Here is a 17,863-nt window from a genome sequence, read left to right on the forward strand (position 1 = left end):
TCAATAACTAAGTTTTTATGGTTCAATCTGTAAGTCACTATCTTGTTTTGTTAAAATAATTTCCACACCACGAATATCCAAGAAAATAACTTCAACACGACGATTGTAAGCATGTTCAAGTCTATCTCTTCCAGGGGTTTTTAGTTGTCTCTCACCAAAAGAACGAATCGTCATTCTTTCTGGTGCAATCCCTTTTTTTAGCAGGTAATTTCTAGTGTTGTTAGCACGTCGTAATCCTAAAGCTTGGTTGTAAGCATCACTGGCGCGAGAATCTGTATGTCCCTGTAATTCAATGATGATAGTAGGATGCTGTTGCATGACAGCAGCGATTTGATTGAGAATTTCGCCACTCCGGGGACTAATCAAGTCTTTATCTAGGGCGAAGTGAATGTTATTAGGTACTTGTAAACGAATTGGTTGCAGTTCGGGTATGGATTCGGGTATAGGTTCAGGTTTAGGTGCTGGTGGTTGATGACGGGTGAGACAATGGGGAACAGAAGATGGGGAAATAGAAGATGAATTAGCAATCCGGACATTTTCTGCTGGTTCCGAGGTTCCATATTCAGGAAGAGTAGCGATCGCACTGATCATTTCTCCCAGTTGTGAATGATCCAAGGTGACACCAAATCGTCCTTGTTCATTGGCTGTGACGGTAGTAATCACTTGATTTAATGCGCCATCATGACCCACATTGTAAATTTGCACTTGCGAATGAGGATCAGCAACCCCATCGAGATTGACTTGATTATTAATACTGACAAATTCCCTAGCCAGAAATTCTGGTGCGTTAATTGCGGCGTTACCTGTATCTAAACGGCGATTTTTAGAGTTGCGTTGTGGATTTTTGCCGTCACCTCTTTGCCAATCTTGCACAGCAACATGACCATTGGTAATTAAATCAATGCTGAGTTCTTCTAAGTTAGCAAAACTGTTATTTGTAATGACGTTACGAATCGATGCACCATGATGGAAAGAACCGCCAACAGGAAAAGCCGTCACCACAACACCGGGGCCAGTTTGATGACTAATTAAGTTATTGATTATTTGATGGTCACTTCCCATTACATAAACACCAGCACGGCGAAGACGACGACCATTAAATTTGATTTGATTGTCGTGAATTTGCACTTTACCCTCTGGATTAAACATAAATATGCCGCTACCATCATTAGCACAAAGTAAATTAGAACGAATTACAGATTGATCAATTTTTCCTTCTAAACGAATGGCGTCGGGCATTCCTGCTAAACCGTTGCCCATAATAATATTGTCTATAATCTGCATTTTTTCAGCATTAACCCCGGTAATAATACCGCTACCATCGTGATAAGCAATGCGATTATTTTTAATAGTTGTATTTAAGCCATTGAATACATACACCCCAAAAGCAGATGTAGTTTGAGGCATACTTTCATCAGGGGGAATACCCAACCAATTATTTTCAATGATGACGTTTTTAGGTGGTTGGGTGTGATGAAATTGGTCTTTTGCGGCAATAAAAATATCAGCAGCAGGTGTACTGGCGGTTTCTCGGTGCTGGGAGGTGAAACCGAAAAGACTTAAACCGCGAATGGTAATATTATCGGCAAAAATTGATAAGCCCCGATATATTTCTTGTTGAGGTGCTGGAGTAATTACGACAATTGGTATGGGAACAGGAAAATTGACTGTGGGTGATTTACTAAGGTCATAATTTGGTTGAGTGGTGCCATCGATTGTTAAACCAGGTGTAGTTAAATTAGGCAGAATTTCTTTTAATTCAATAGTTGTTTGTAATGGAGGAAGATTAAATTCAATGCGGGAGCATGGTTGATTGCATTGTAGGATTTCTATTTGAGATTTTTCTGCATCACTCAGATTTTCTATTGATAATGTGCCGTTGACTAGATGAATTGCTTCTCGTAATGTCAGGAAATTATCTGTTTGTATTGTGTCTTGGTTGCTGTTGACAATTATGCGTAAATTGGTAAGGGGTGATTGAGCGTGAGTTATATCTGGAAATGCTAGTAGTATGAATAATAAAATGATTTTTGTCTCACGCAGAGGCGCAGTGAGCAGTCCGTTGGGCGGCTTTGCCGACTTGAAGGAACTGCGAACCCGAAGGGAGACGCAAAGAATAAAAGTTTTAAAAGACCTCATTCCTCTGAGTATTCTGTGTCTCTGTGGTTCGTTTAATTTCTTAAACCCTAAATGCTGATTTTTCATTATCTCCTCCTCAACCGTTCGACCAAACTTTTCACCACCGACTCTTGTTGCTGCGGTGTACCGATATTTTGTAACCCAAAACCGCTAAATAACTCATTCAACTTCAAAGTCAAACCCAAATAAGGCCCACCCGCAGAACGCGTTCCTGAAAAATCTCGGTCATCAACCTTACCAAAAGCATACCCAGCTGCTACCCGCAAATTAGGTGTCAGATAGTAACCAGTTTCCACAACAAAACCTGTTTCTGTATAGTTGGATTGATGAGTAACGCGTGCCTCTCCCACTAAATCCATGCTGTAGCCTAAACGATAGGTAGCGCGCAATTGTCCTAAATTAACCGTACTTGTCCCTACTAAATCGTTAGCTAAATTAGAAGTGCTGTTACGTAAGGCATACTTACCATAAAATTCCCATTGCCAATTGGGTGCATAAATAGCCTCAGCCGCAAAGGTATGATCTTGAGAACCTGTACCACTACCTAAAAAGATAGTCTCAGGAATGATTGCCGGGTTTTTACGGTATTCATAACGCAATAAAGCATTAAATTTATCATTGCTGGGGTCGCGGTAAGCTAAACCTACCCTTAAATGAGCAGTATCTCCTAATCCTGTTAATTTTTGGTTGGCGGAATTAGCTTGTTGATAACGCAATAAAGCTGTGAGCGATGGCGAAATTTTACCTGTAGCCCCTGCGGAAATTACTGAATTACTGCCACTACTAGAACTGCGATGTTCAAACCTAGCACTAGCTTTAAAATTCGGATTATCTGTATATTCCAATCCCACGCTGTAACTATCGCCACCTTGAACCCCAAGGGCTGCTGCACTTTGACCAATGGCGAAGGGTTGAACAAATTGTTGACCTGCACCGGTACGTCCGATGAAGTTACCAAATACATGTTCGTAAGCTAAATTTAGCCGTAATCCAGGGGCAATTGTCCAACGATTATTTAAACCGATGGCACCTTGGGTAGTAATTTCGTTAGCACCTCCTAAAATTGAGTAACGTCCGGTAATGCTGGTATCTGTACCTAGTTTGTGTTCGCCGTTGACACTCAAACTCGTAATGGAGTTACCGGCAAATTGACCACGACTATAAAACTGTTGCGCCAGACTAATATTAATTCCTGGTATGGCTGCCCAATTTAAACCTAAAATAGTCCGGTCTGGATATACGGTGTCTGTTTGATTGGATAAAGTGAGTTCGTTTTGGGCGATAAAAGTCAGGTTTTGTACCACAGGAAGTGTGAGCCGCGAACGCAGTTGATCTGATTTACTAGTTAAAGGGTTGGTAGGAATCCGGTCTTCTCGATTCCGATGAATCCAATCCACATCGAAACTCGCACTACCAATTTTTTGCTGAATCCCAGCGGAAATTGTCGTCAGGGAATTATCAACTTGACTCCCAGGAACTGCTGTAGAACGTGGTGCCAATAATTCTTCAAAGGTGTCTAAAGGTTGGGGCGCAATGCCAAAGTTATCTTCATGGTCGTATTGCACTCTCAAATTAGTTCTAGAAGTTAATTTACCTGTGAGTTGTGCGCCATAACGCGTTTGTCCAGGCACAAAACTAATGGTGGCATTATTGGCAAAACCTGTATCGGCAAAGCGATAATAAGCACGACCTTGTAAATTATTAAAAATCTGTCCTTGGGCTTCTAAACGGTAAGCTTGACCACTTACTAATCCCATTAAATCAGAATCATTACTAGAACGGGCGTATTCTCCGATTAACTTACCCTGTGAACCTAGGGAAATCATGGCATCTGCGCCATACAATTCAAAGCCACGCACCCCTTGATTTTCTCGGATGTAGGTTGCAGCTACCCAACTTTCTTGGTTGAGGACACGAGACAAGTTGTATTGCAAACGTCCTGCATAAATATTGTTATTAGACTCTTGACTCTCATATTGATAACTCGCCACAATCCGACGCACTAAGACTTCGCCGGTATTACTGATATCTGTCCGGAGGATAGGTTCACGAAATAAAATTGTGCCGCGATCATAATCTATTTCATAGTCTGGGCCGCGGTTGAGTTGTTGACGTTCTAATACAGTACCGGGACGATTGAGTTCTTCTAATTCCAGAAAGACATTTTCACTACCGGGAATTAATAGCCGCCGAGATAAGAAGTAAAAACCGCTAGTCCCATCAGGTGCGATCGCATCTCGTTGAAAGCCTTGGACATTATTACCGTAAAAACCCGTAAATTGTAAGTTACCTAAGTTGTAGTTAGTTTTAAAACCATGAATTTGTCGGGTAATTGCCGTATATTGCTGTGACTGACGAGCAAACTCTTCGGTGTTGTAGTCCCCCCACATAGCATAATCAGGGGTGCTTCCGGGGATGTTGCTCGAACGCTCAAACCGCAGGTATAAGCTGTCAGTGGAAGGAGTCAAGACATCGATTGTCGAACTATCACCGTAAACAGGATAATTTTGCTCACTAAATTGATAATTGCGAAATAAGCGCGACTCACAATTACAGTCTTCGTTGAGATTGCGTTGACTATCATAAGCACCAGTAAACAACCAATCGCCCACTTTCCCAGTCGCAAATACCGCCGAACGCACATCTAATTGACTACTATTATTGCCATCTGGCGGCAGAAAATCTCGAAATCTGCTGTAAAAATTAGTACCTCTTGCTCCCAAACGCACATCTACTACCCCAGTCACTAAACTCGGACGCAAAGCCGTTTCTACTGGCAACTGGGTAAAGGCTTCTAAATTGTTAGATATAGCCCGAATCCGGACAGTTTGTGCTTGTAAAGGCGATCGCAATTGCGCTGTAAATTGTCCTCCCTTGGCCTCAACTTGAAATCCCGGTTGATCAGGATGGAGATCTACACCGACAAACTCACCAGCCGTAGGTATCAGAGTTACAACAGCATCACGATTGGAGCGATTACCATTTTCATCAATCAATTGACCATTGATTGTCGCTAGAGAACGTCCATCAGCCGGAATCCGCGCTTCTACAGTTGCTAATGTGAGTTGCTGAGGCGCTCCCCTAACTGTTAATTGGACTGTTACAGGGGGTGTTGTGGCATCAACTATTTGAGCAGAAATCGTATTAGTTCCTTCTTTTAACGGGACACCATACCATGTCTGCGTTATCAAGTTATTACTCTCGTCGGTTTCCGTTCTGCCAATTAAAGTGGCATCAACCAACATATTGTTAACACGCAATTCGATTTGACTACCTACTGGAAATTGCAGCATTACCGTAGTTGCTGGCACATCGGCAACCATATCCGCCGTAGGAGTCAGAATATTAACCGTAGGAGTAGCGTCTTCCTGTAGTTGTGCTAGTTGGCGTAAACCCTTGGGTAATTGAATATCCGGCGCTGGCTGAAAAGGCGTAATTTCGTTAGGAGAGTTAGAAGAATCTGGTTGATGCTCGTCTGTTACTTTTGCTACTTGACCCAAATCTTGCAGCAACTGAGAGTCAACAGTTGGTTCTATATCTTCCCCTACTATTTGTAGTTCTGGAAACTGTTCCAATTCCCCAGTTCCCAGTTCCCCAGTCCCTAGCACTGCACTGAGATGCCCTGAGCTTGTCGAAGGGAGCGCAGTCGTTCTACGAAGTCGTTCCCGCAGGGTAATGTCCTCACTCCCTTCCACAGCATGAGCGATCGCCGGATACAATACCATGCTCATAGTTCCGGCCATGACTGCTATTAACTTCAGATTATTGGTGTAGTACATGGCTTTCATTGGTTAACTCGCTCCTGAAATGTGGGAGTAACGGCGAAGTTCATCCGCACCAAACCACCGGGTTCTAAACGAACTAAGCGAGATTGGCTATTGCGTTCGCGGAATTTTTGATTGGGAGCTAGGGTGTAACCAGGGAGGCTACTCAGGTCTAAAACTCCTGTATGACTACCGGGTAAGACATTAGCAACGGAGAATAAGCCATTGATATCAGTAGTAATACGGTTACCATTTTGAAAAATGATTACTGAATTAGGAACACCAGGTTCACCCGACTGTTGTTCACCATCAAAATTTTTATCGACAAACACCCGACCAATGATGGTGCCGCAATCCGAGGTAATTCCTGGGCGAATTTTTAAATGATGGGTAACTGGGCCATCTTTGGTACTAAAACCGTTATCAGCTCGTTGGGCATTAACGATCGCACTATTACGACCAGTACCCCGCACAGCATCGGGGGTTAATTGCACAGCGTAGGCAATATTTAACACCTGACCGATGGGAATGGTGGTTTCGGAATTGAATGTGATTGTCGAACCGTTGTGAGAGGCAGTAATCTCAATTGGTTGACCACCTACTTCTCCTCTAACTGATTCTGGTAAAAACCGGAATCCTAAAGGTAAGTTGTCAGTCACAATTAAATTGTTCAAACCTGCATCACCTTGATTGCGAATTGTCAGCCGATAAATCGCTGTATCTCCTGGTTCAGATGTAGCGCGATCGCCTGTTTTGACAATCTGCACTTGATTGGGTTGACACATCCCCGTAGTGAAGCGAAAAGCTAATAAATCCAGTCCTACTAATTCGGCGTTGGGAACAAACGTAATTGTGTCTGTAAAACTCGTACCACCGGTAGTAGTAATTGGCTCTCCATCTAAAGAAGTTGCTACATAGCGAATAACACTGTTATTGATGCCTCCAGTACTTGTTAAGAGTTCAATTTTGATGCGGCGTTGTTGATAAATAGAATTAGCAGGAGGATTAACGACAAAAATGTAGATTTTACCCGGATCAGTTTGACCTTCATTAGGATCTAATAAAAAGTTATAAGTACCACGGGGTTCTTGATTAGTTAAAAAATACGGATTAACATTTTCAGTATTTGGCGCTAATCCAGCGGGAATATTATTATCAGGAATATCTGGCAATTCTGTACGAGTTAAGGTGAGTAAGTTACCTAATTCTGTACCAGTCGGGTCGTTGGGATTTGGCTCATATATACCAACAGAAAACCCTGTATAGTCAGGCAAGGGTTGACCACCACAACCTAAAATTCTGCCAAATGGGTCAACTAAGGGGTTGCTAATAGCATTTATTTGAACAGAGCTTCCTTGAAATTGTAGATTATTACTAGGGTCTGTATATCTATATCTAGCTTGATTATTAATAGCTGGACGCGATACCAAATTGCCTGCTTCTTGCGCTGTTACATGGATAGAAAAAAACAATATCATTCCTAGCAAAAAAGTTACAGTCAGACTCTGGAACCATCTACTATAAAAAGATTTTTTTTGTCGCTTTGGTAAACGAATCACTCACTATTTCTCCTTTAAGAGAGGCACCAAAATGTAATACCCTTTTAACGTCAGTTCGATGAACCTCTCCCCAACCCCTCTCTGACGCGGAGAGGGGCAGATATATTTCGCCTTTTCAACGAAAAATAGACATTTCAAAGCCGCTAACACCACTTGCTACAAGTCGGCGTTTAGCCGCCCTTACAAGGGAGAGGAATGGAAGCGGAGTTTTTTAGATCCGTCGAACTCACGTCCTTTTAATTGTTTTTGCTATTTGTATGACAGTTGCTAAATCAGGGAACTTGCTTAATGCACTGCCTTATCTTTGCGGTTTGTTCTTCTCAGCGTCTTAAAACTAAGGTGATGAACTACTCGTAGAGACTTAGCCGGACTAAATCCCTCCAAGAATTTGCGATTCATACTAAGTTGCGTTCAAATATAATATTCCTACTCCCTATTCCCTACTCCCAGCCCAAATGCAACTCGGTATCATTACCGCACTTGCACTTGATAATTGGCTTTGACTATAGACTTGGCATCTACCGTAGGGACATGCAAACGGATATGGGTGTAAACATTAGCTGGTGCTGGACGAGTTTCCACATTGCCATTAGGTAAAGTAACTTTCACCGTGGGATTTTCCACAAAACTGCGTCCATTATCAATGCTGTAAGTAATTTTGCTATTTTTATTCCCATCAACATTTGCAGACTTCAGCACGTACACCATACCTTTGGGAATCGGCTGATTGAGAGTCAGATTTTTGACTGGGCGATCGCTTGTATTTTCGCCATTTAAGGTATAACGCAGCACATCACCTGGCTGCACTTGGACTTTACCTTGTAAGGGTTGCCATTTCTTGACTTGCTTACCTTGTTGGTCTTGAGAAATGACTTGTTTTTCCGCATCTAAACGTAACTGTACTTGTCCTTTTTGAGCATTTTGGGCGATCGCCACTCCAGAATCCCATATGGGGATTTGCCCGATAAATGGTACTGTAGCAATTAAGGCGATCGCACCTATACCAATAATTGAAATCCGCTTCATCTTCATCACCTCAAACAATGTTGTCAATGGATGTAGAGACATAGCATGACTAAACCTCTACACACCAATACTTGTTCAACGAAGAACAACAAAACTTTCCCGTCTATTGTTCCCCGTTGAGTCTTAATTCACTCGACGACGGAAAATAAATGTCCTTTCTTGACCAGGTTCAACATTACCTGTAACAGTATTGATATACTTAGTCACATCAGTATTTACCGTTGTCCCTGTTTGGTCGATACTAGGATTAGTCGCTGGATTACCATTGAAGAATTGAATTGTGGCAGCACCAGAATCTTGAGCTGAACCGACGATATTACTCGTATCAATTTGACCGTTAGCATCGTTGTCTAAAGCCCAGTTATTACCATTGCTAACACCGTCTTCTGTAATCACTACATTGTTAGCTCGTAAAATCACATTACCCGTACCAGATTGAGCTTCGGAAATATTGCTATATCTAATCCGGTACTCAATAATATTTCCTGGTGCTGGTTTCTTGGGATCACTACTAAAGGTGCCATCACTACCTTGTACAGCCGGGCCAGTTCCTGCTAGAATCCGTGACTCTTTCACTAATTTCAAGTACCCAGTATATACACGGTTGATGGTGATGTTTTGAGGTTCTGTTCCTTGTAAACCAGGATTACCATCATCAATAAAGGCAGTAATTGGTACTGGGAAGCCGCGGTTAATATCAGTAGATAAAGGTGTACCATCTGGTAAATTCACTTCCACACCGTAGTTAACACTTGTATCTGGTGCAACGTTAGGAATGGTGATGTATTCTGCAATCGTATTAATTACAGATTGATCGCCTGTGGTATTGGGGTTACCGTCAGCATCAAACAAGAATTCAGTACCATCCCATACATAAGATTTGGATTCAGAACCAGAGGTAATGGTAACTACTGTATTTACAGGTAAATGGGTACTATCTGCTGGGGGTGTGGGTACTAAAGAAATGCTATTGGGATCAGTCCCACTATTTTGTACCGTGTTAGTGAAGGCTACAGATGACGGGTCAAGTGTATCGCCTGGTTGTTTATCGGTGGGTACCAACGTTGACTTGTTAGTGAAGTCATCATTGTTATCATTAGGGCCAACTGCGGCTGGTTGACCTTGTGGGCCATTCAGAACTTCGGCTGCATCAGGAGTTCTAATCACAAAGGTGTTTGCTTCACCACCAAGGCCACTACCACTGTTGTTGTTACCAGTATCAATTCCAGTATTAGCTAAGTCAGCTGGGTCATTAATATAACCATCAGAGATGTCTGGACTTGTGTCAGGAACACCATCGCCATTGGTATCGGTTGAACCTGGGGGAATACTACCATCATCGTTATAGTTACTGGGGTTTTGGTCTCCAGATTCGTCATAGACGATAACACCAGGAATACCTGAGGTTTGACCAAATAATTGGGCAATGTTATTCACCGTTAATGGTGAACTCACACCAGTTCTCACTTTTACCTGTACTGTGAATCCATTTACCGTCTGTCCAGGAGAAACAGCTGTGACAGTACTGGGATTATTAACAAAACCAATCCGGGTGACAGTACTTAAATTAGCAGGAGCAGTTGTAGTCCAAGCAGCTTGATTGGCATTAATAGTTACAGAAGTAGTTGTATAAACAACTTGCCAACCAGGAGGGGGTGTTGGTGCTATTACTAGTTCAGTCTCTAGGGGAATAGCATCAGATACTAAGATCCGAGATTGGGTAGAACTATCGAGGTTGATGTCTGTCCCCACTAACGGTGCTGGGGTGATGTTATTTCCTGTGGGGTCATTCAATTCCACCCGTAAACTCAAACCGTAGGTCAATCTGTCATCATCAATGGCTGGAGTTCCCCCATTTTCATAACCAGTCCGTGTCTTCAGGACTGTAGCCAAAGCATAAGTTTTTAGCGACTGATTGACAGTGATTTGCTGGGTAGCACTAGCTTCACGGACACCATTCACTGGTGCGCCATCTACTTCATCAACAACACCACTAGCATCAAGGTTATCTACAGTGTAAACGTCACCACCATTCGGGTCTCGCAGTTGGTTTTGAGCATTACCTGGTGTATCACCCAAGATGACAGTAATCACATCGTTCGCCTGAGCGCCTGGTTGTACAACCACAGGTACCCTGACTAACACAGAACCACCCGCAGGAATTGAATCTGTGATCAATTCACTACCATCAATAGGAGTCCAGGTTGTACCACCGTCATAACTGACTTCTAAAGTACCTGCGACACCAGGCCCAGTCACCTGCGCCAAATTGGGAATCCGGAATCTGGTGGGGTCGTTACCAACGTTAGTGACTGTATATGCATAGTTAACCGTGTCGCCAACCTTAACCGGGTCACTCGGTGTTGAATCGGTCACACCGGAAGCGGTAACAGTAATACCTGCAACCTCTGCTACAGTGACAGTTACCGTATTGGATGTAGCATTAATGGTTGTTCCAGGATTATTTGGATCTTCGTAAGTAGCCGTAGCGGTGTTACTAATGGATTCACCTGCTTTAGTACCTTCAGCTATAACAGGTATAGCAAATTGAAAAAAGCTTCCAGTTAATAATGTTGTTGCTACTAACGAACGGTAAATTTTGGATCGACTTTTCTTGCAGTAGTTCATCAAAACTATTAATTTTTGGATTTTCTATAGATAATTGAGCATTTATTTCCAAGCAATAATTTCACGAGCAAATGAAATTATTTAAGCTGTTAACTCAATCCCCTATATTTTTTGTTCCCACCATGATTTCATCGCAGGATGTAAAAAATATTGTGTCATTTAATACAAAAAATAGTATATGGTATTTGTACTGATTTCTGAGATTTACTTGGAAAATTAGTGTAATTTTTTGTTCATAAAGCTCAAGTATGAATTGTCTATTTTTCTAAGTATTTAATCGCTCAAATTCTTATCCAATAAGACTTTTGGAGGAATAAATAAATAATTGCTTTAATGTATACAGAAATACTAATTATGTAAACTCTTAATTGATTACAAATGCTATTTACATATAAATACCGATTTAATTAATACCTGTAAAGCCAAAGACTAGTTAATATCACACAAGCTGATAAATAATCTTATGGGGCAATCACTACCTAAAGCAGTACTTATGTTCTACTATAACTAATGTAAAGATAGTATTATTAAGAACTGTTGCCCGCAGCCTCTCATTATCAGCCAGTCAATATGTCAGATAAAAAGCTAGCCTCTTCCTTAAATGGACATCTTCCCTACCCCAACTACAACAGCCAGAATACCATTCGCATTCGGGGTGCTAGGCAGCATAATCTGAAAAATATTGACTTGGAATTACCACGCGATCGCCTGATTGTATTTACTGGCGTTTCTGGTTCGGGTAAGTCTTCTCTGGCGTTTGATACCATCTTTGCGGAAGGTCAACGGCGTTATGTGGAATCCCTTAGCGCCTACGCCCGACAATTTCTCGGACAATTAGATAAACCGGATGTGGAAGCCATTGAAGGCTTAAGTCCGGCGATTTCCATTGACCAAAAATCAACTTCCCATAATCCTCGTTCCACTGTGGGGACGGTGACGGAAATTTACGATTATTTGCGACTATTGTTTGGTCGTGCGGGTGAACCTCATTGTCCCATATGCGATCGCTCTATTGCCCCCCAGACCATTGATGAAATGTGCGATCGCATTGCGGATTTACCAGATCGTACCCGGTTCCAAATTCTCGCCCCAGTTGTCCGGGGTAAAAAAGGTACTCACCGCAAGTTACTATCTAGTTTGGCATCTCAGGGTTTTGTGCGTGTCCGCATTAATGGGGAAGTACGGGAACTGTCTGACTCCATAGAGTTAGATAAAAATTTGACACATACCATTGAAGTTGTCATTGACCGCTTGGTGAAAAAGTCCGGTATTCAAGAGCGTTTGGTAGATTCTTTATCTACGTGCTTAAAGCAGTCTGGTGGTATTGCTAACATTCTGGTGACAGATGAAAGTGGAGAAGAAGAAGAATTAGTATTTTCCGAAAACTTTGCTTGTCCAGTCCACGGGGCGGTGATGGAAGAATTATCGCCGCGTTTGTTCTCGTTTAACTCACCTTATGGTGCTTGTCCCCACTGTCACGGTTTGGGGACTTTAAAAAGATTTGCGCCGGATTTGATTGTACCTGACCCAGAAGCACCAGTTTACGCTGCGATCGCGCCTTGGTCAGAAAAAGACAATTCTTATTATCTGGAGTTGCTTTATAGTGTGGGACAGGCTTATGGGTTTGAGTTGCAAGCTAAGTGGAATCATCTGACGGTAGAACAACAGCAGACTGTGTTGTATGGAGAGAACACCGAAGGAACCACAGCAGCCCAAAGAAAACAGAATTTTAAGGGTGCGATTCCCATTTTACAACGGCAATATGAAGGTGGGACTGAGTTAGTTAAGCAGAAGTTAGAGCAATATTTAGTTGACCAGCCGTGTGAGGTTTGTGGGGGGAAACGCTTAAAACCAGAGGCTTTAGCGGTACGGTTGGGACAATATGGCATTTTAGAATTAACAGGGGTATCGATTCGGGATTGTCAGCAAAGAATTGATCAGTTAAAGTTAAGCGATCGGCAAATACAAATTGCAGATTTAGTTTTAAAAGAAATCAAAGCTAGATTGCAATTTTTGTTAGATGTGGGCTTAGATTATCTCACCCTTGACCGTCCCGCCATGACCCTTTCTGGAGGGGAAGCTCAACGTATTCGTTTAGCAACGCAGATTGGTTCTGGGTTAACTGGCGTACTTTACGTTTTAGATGAACCGAGTATTGGTTTGCATCAACGAGATAATGGACGGTTACTGCAAACCTTAACTAAATTGCGCGACTTAGGTAATACTTTAATCGTAGTTGAACATGATGAAGAAACCATTCGTGCAGCCAATCATATTGTTGATATTGGCCCTGGTGCAGGGATTCATGGTGGTAATATTATCGCCCAAGGTGATTTACAAGCCTTACTAGCAGCAGAAGCATCTTTGACGGGTGCTTATTTATCTGGGAGACGGGTAATTCATACACCAAAAGAACGTCGAGAAGGAAACGGGCGCAGTTTAATCATTAAAAATGCCCATCGTAATAATTTACAAAATATAGATGTAGAAATTCCTTTAGGTAAACTTGTCGCCGTGACTGGTGTTTCTGGTTCTGGCAAATCTACCCTAATTAATGAATTACTTTATCCATCATTACAACATCATCTCACCAAAAAAGTTCCTTTACCGAAACACCTACAAGAAATTAAGGGATTAAATGCTGTTGATAAAGCAATTGTGATTGACCAATCTCCCATAGGACGCACACCACGTTCTAATCCTGCAACTTATACAGGCATTTTTGATGCGATTCGAGATGTATTTTCCCAAACAGTAGAAGCCAAAGCTAGGGGATATAAACCAGGACAATTTTCTTTCAATGTTAAAGGTGGACGTTGCGAAGCTTGTAGCGGACAAGGTGTAAATGTCATTGAAATGAACTTTCTTCCCGATGTTTATGTGCAATGCGATGTATGTAAAGGTGCGAGATATAACCGCGAAACTTTGCAGGTGAAATACAAAGATAAGTCTATTTCTGATGTTCTCAATATGACAGTTGAGGAGAGTTTAGAATTTTTTCAAAATATTCCCAAAGCAGTGACCCGCTTGCAAACTTTATATGATGTCGGCTTAGGTTATGTTAAACTGGGACAACCTGCTACAACTTTATCTGGTGGAGAAGCGCAACGAGTAAAATTAGCCACAGAACTCTCTCGCCGCGCCACAGGTAAGACACTTTATTTAATAGATGAACCTACCACAGGGTTATCTTTTTATGATGTCCATAAATTGTTAGATGTGTTGCAAAGATTAGTAGATAAAGGTAATTCAATTTTAGTCATTGAACACAACTTAGATGTCATTCGTTGTTCTGACTGGGTGATAGATTTAGGCCCAGAAGGTGGCGATAAAGGCGGAGAAGTTATTGGTGTGGGTACGCCAGAGGAAGTTGCAAAAAATCCTAGGTCTTATACTGGGCAATATTTACAACAGGTATTACAGCAGTATCCGGCGGTGAAGAAGTAGGAGTTATATTTCACGCAAAGTCGCGCAGGAAGAGAGGAAAGGATGGAAGAGTTATTGATGTTAAAGGAATTATTACAGGAGGGGAAAATTCCCGAAGCATTGGAATTGGTAGAAGAATTGGAGGAAATGAGTAAATCTGATAAGCTGAATAAAATTTTTAGTTATGGGATTATCGTTTTATTGCATTTAATTAAACAAGCAGCAGAGAAACGTACAACTAGGTCTTGGGAAACTTCTATTTTTAATGCTGTTAAGCAAATTCAACGCACTAATAAACGACCAAAGACTAAGGGGAATTATTTAACCGAAGCCGAATTACTAGAAACTTTACAAGATGCCTATGAATCAGCATTAAGAAAGGCTGCATTAGAAGTTTTTGAAGGTAAATATTCAGCAGATGAATTACGTGAAGTGGTCAATCAGCAGAGCATAATTCAAGAAGCTTTAAATTTAATTTAAGCAAACCTTTCTGCGCCTGGGGCGTGAAAGAAATCATCTCCAAAATCTGCAATGTCGAAAAATTATGTTTACAGCCACATCAGGAGAATATTTTAGTTATTTTCTTCCCTTTGCCAAAACTGCTGTAAAATCTCTCCTGGTGGGCGATCCCATGTATCGATATGCTGATATATTAAATTATTTTGGTTAAGTTTGTATGTTGAATAGCCATTAAAAAATAGCGGTGCTTTCCAGGGAACACGTAAGACTCCCCGAACTGTCCACTGAGCTAAAATAGTATCTTCGGCTGTCTGAGAGACTTCATGCAAGTCAAAATAAATTTGCGTAAAAAATAACCGGGCGTGAAATCGCAATGTCCAAAATATAATGCGGTAGTTGAATTTCCATTTAAATTTATTTACCGGGTCTTGAAAGTAAATATCCTGCGTATAAATATCATAGGAAATATCTTTTTTAAACAGTGTTGGTAAATCTGACTTCAGAGTATTAATTACCTGTTCAACCTGTAATTGAGATTTCACGCGTCTTTTCCTCTACAAATGAAGGGCTTTTTGTCAATCCCCTTTGACTTGACATACTACTTAATGTGATAGTTTGCTGACTTAACCCCATATCTAGTTTAGGGAGAATCACTATACGAAACTGTCGCTTAACAGATGTATTGACCCAAAACTCAACCCATAATTTTGACAATACTCACATCATACTTGGAAGAAATACAACATATGTCTGTAATCCAAAATTCCTGGAAACACGAATATATCACCACCAATGAGGTGAAACTGCACTACGTTACCCAAGGAGCAGGGCCATTAATGCTGATGTTACATGGCTTTCCTGAGTTTTGGTATTCGTGGCGGCATCAAATCCCAGAGTTCGCCAAATATTTTCAAGTCGTCGCCCTGGATTTACGCGGTTACAACGACAGCGATAAACCCAAAGAGCAATCAGCTTATGTCATGGATGAATTTATCAAAGATGTGGAGGGGGTAATTAAAGGCTTAGGATATGACAAGTGTATATTAGTTGGTCATGATTGGGGCGGTGCGATCGCTTGGTCTTTTGCCTATGCTCACCCGGAAATGGTAGAGCGATTAATTATCCTCAACCTCCCTCACCCTGCTAAATTTTCCCAAGGTTTACGCACTTTTCAGCAGTTGCTACGCAGCTGGTACATCTTCTTATTTCAACTACCTTGGCTACCAGAATTAATCCTACAATCTTCAGATTATCAAGTCATTGATCATATCTTTCAAGGCACAGCAGTTAATAAAAATGCTTTTACCCCAGCAGATATTGACGCTTATAAAAATGCTGCGGCTAAACGTGGCGCGGTTACAGCCATGTTGGACTACTATCGTAACATTTTTCAACAACCTTTTCTCACTGAAAATTGGGGAATTTTGACTATGCCTACATTAATGATTTGGGGAGAAAACGATACTGCACTAGGAAAAGAACTGACTTACGACACAAAACTTTATGTTAGAGACTTCCAAATTAAGTATATTCCCCATTGCGGACATTGGGTTCAGCAGGAAAACCCTGATTTGGTTAATCAGTATATGAGGGAATTTCTGGTACGTTAAACTACTACTTAAATGTTTATACTGTGTGCTATTTGGTATTAAGAGAATACTAGTCAATATCTCATGTTCAACTATGCCAAGTGGCACAGCTTCTTAAAAAGATTTAACTTTAATTTAATGGCGTTATTTTGGCAAAAATTATCGGATAGCCAATGCCTACAACCATAAGCAACAGTATTTCTGGCAGCATAAAGACATTTTTGTAAATCAATATCAATTTGTATAGTAAATCAACTATTTTTATAAATTTAGTGAGATAATACAATCGTGAGGAAAAGAACGGATTTAATCTAATGACGAAGGGGAAAAAATTATGAAACTCAAGCTATTCGCCACTCTAGCCTTAGCAACTCCCCTAATTTTTGCTAGTGTTGTGAACGCTGGGAATTCCCAGGACTTACAAAAATTACATTTCACTAGAGAATGTGTACAGTGTAATCTCTCCAAAGTTAACCTTAGTGGCGCTCATTTAATTGGTGCTGACTTACGAGGAGCAAACCTCGAAGGAGCAAACCTCGAAGGAGTCAATCTCGAAGGTGCAGACCTAACTGATGCTAATTTGAAAGGTGCAAACTTAACTTCAGCCTTACTGACCAACGTTAATTTTAAGAATGCTAATCTCAACGGTGCAAATCTGACTCGCGCTCAGATTTACGATTCCAATGTGTATGGAGCATCGATGGATCACATGATCATTACCGACGCAGAAATCTATCACACTGGTATTGGTATTGGTGGCGAAGACGCAGATATGTTCCCAGATTGGGACTAGGCTGAACTAAGTAGATTGATGTAAAGAATTATAAATTTAGCCAGGTGTAGGGATTCAGATGAATTGTGTTTGGCAAGCATTATCCTTACACCTCTGGTGACTTCTAGTTGCTCATTAAGTGTGAATACGCCACCTAGAAGATGATCGCGCTGCGGTTTTATTAGTGTATTGGTGGAGCATTCCACAAGCAAAGGGTCGAGAGTGTCAAGATATCCTGTATCAGCGCCGTGCTTACTTTACACTTCATTCCTTAGCATTAGCGCTCAGATTAATCCAATCCATATCTTTAGGATATTGCCAGCTATTTAGGCGTATTACCTGTGATGTGATTGCGTGTAGATGCACAGACCGCAATTTGTGTAAAAACTTTTTTGGTTAGCACTAACAAAATTTGTCTACTTGTCCTAATCTAGAAAAAGTAGCAGTCCTACTATATTGCCAATCAAAACTGACTCCATTCCCATATCATAAAATAGCCAT

10 protein-coding genes are annotated in these 17,863 nt (G+C 41.3%); 4 read left to right on the plus strand and 6 right to left on the minus strand.

The window, feature by feature from the left end:
• Positions 1-15: 15 nt before the first annotated feature.
• The 5 genes from ACM0OS_RS05730 to ACM0OS_RS05750 form a co-directional block, all read right to left on the minus strand.
• Positions 16-2,139 carry an OmpA family protein gene (locus tag ACM0OS_RS05730; RefSeq protein WP_414542202.1) on the minus strand — a complete coding sequence of 708 codons (2,124 nt, stop codon included), beginning with the start codon at positions 2,137-2,139 and terminating at the stop codon, positions 16-18.
• Between the two features lie 65 nt (positions 2,140-2,204).
• Positions 2,205-5,927, minus strand: a complete 3,723-nt coding sequence (locus tag ACM0OS_RS05735) for a TonB-dependent receptor (RefSeq protein WP_414542203.1) — start codon at positions 5,925-5,927, stop codon at positions 2,205-2,207.
• Complete coding sequence (locus tag ACM0OS_RS05740; protein ID WP_414542204.1) at positions 5,924-7,462, minus strand: hypothetical protein; 1,539 nt, start codon at positions 7,460-7,462, stop codon at positions 5,924-5,926. Before ACM0OS_RS05740 ends, ACM0OS_RS05735 begins: the two co-directional genes overlap by 4 nt.
• 471 nt (positions 7,463-7,933) lie before the next feature.
• Positions 7,934-8,488 carry a hypothetical protein gene (locus ACM0OS_RS05745; protein ID WP_414542238.1) on the minus strand — a complete coding sequence of 185 codons (555 nt, stop codon included), beginning with the start codon at positions 8,486-8,488 and terminating at the stop codon, positions 7,934-7,936.
• Between the two features lie 123 nt (positions 8,489-8,611).
• Entirely contained in the window at positions 8,612-11,116 is a 2,505-nt protein-coding gene (locus ACM0OS_RS05750) for a hypothetical protein (RefSeq protein WP_414542205.1), read from the minus strand.
• Between the two features lie 570 nt (positions 11,117-11,686).
• Between ACM0OS_RS05750 and uvrA the strand changes: the two genes are divergently transcribed.
• On the plus strand, positions 11,687-14,563 hold the full coding sequence (gene uvrA / locus ACM0OS_RS05755; protein WP_414542206.1) for an excinuclease ABC subunit UvrA: 2,877 nt from the start codon (positions 11,687-11,689) through the stop codon (positions 14,561-14,563).
• A gap of 42 nt (positions 14,564-14,605) precedes the next feature.
• Positions 14,606-15,022 carry a DUF29 family protein gene (locus ACM0OS_RS05760; protein ID WP_414542207.1) on the plus strand — a complete coding sequence of 139 codons (417 nt, stop codon included), beginning with the start codon at positions 14,606-14,608 and terminating at the stop codon, positions 15,020-15,022.
• 92 nt (positions 15,023-15,114) lie between these two features.
• Here ACM0OS_RS05760 and ACM0OS_RS05765 read toward each other — a convergent pair whose 3' ends face one another.
• Positions 15,115-15,543: a DUF2358 domain-containing protein gene (locus tag ACM0OS_RS05765; RefSeq protein WP_414542208.1), complete on the minus strand. Its 429-nt coding sequence runs from the start codon at positions 15,541-15,543 to the stop codon at positions 15,115-15,117.
• 204 nt (positions 15,544-15,747) lie between these two features.
• Here ACM0OS_RS05765 and ACM0OS_RS05770 point away from each other — a divergent pair, with 204 nt between their 5' ends.
• Both ACM0OS_RS05770 and ACM0OS_RS05775 read left to right on the plus strand, forming a co-directional pair.
• Entirely contained in the window at positions 15,748-16,611 is an 864-nt protein-coding gene (locus tag ACM0OS_RS05770; RefSeq protein ID WP_414542210.1) for an alpha/beta fold hydrolase, read from the plus strand.
• 313 nt (positions 16,612-16,924) lie between these two features.
• Positions 16,925-17,383, plus strand: a complete 459-nt coding sequence (locus ACM0OS_RS05775) for a pentapeptide repeat-containing protein (protein WP_414542211.1) — start codon at positions 16,925-16,927, stop codon at positions 17,381-17,383.
• Positions 17,384-17,863: the final 480 nt, after the last annotated feature.

The organism is Nostoc sp. CCY0012 (assembly GCF_963920855.1).
Lineage (GTDB): Bacteria > Cyanobacteriota > Cyanobacteriia > Cyanobacteriales > Nostocaceae > Cyanocohniella.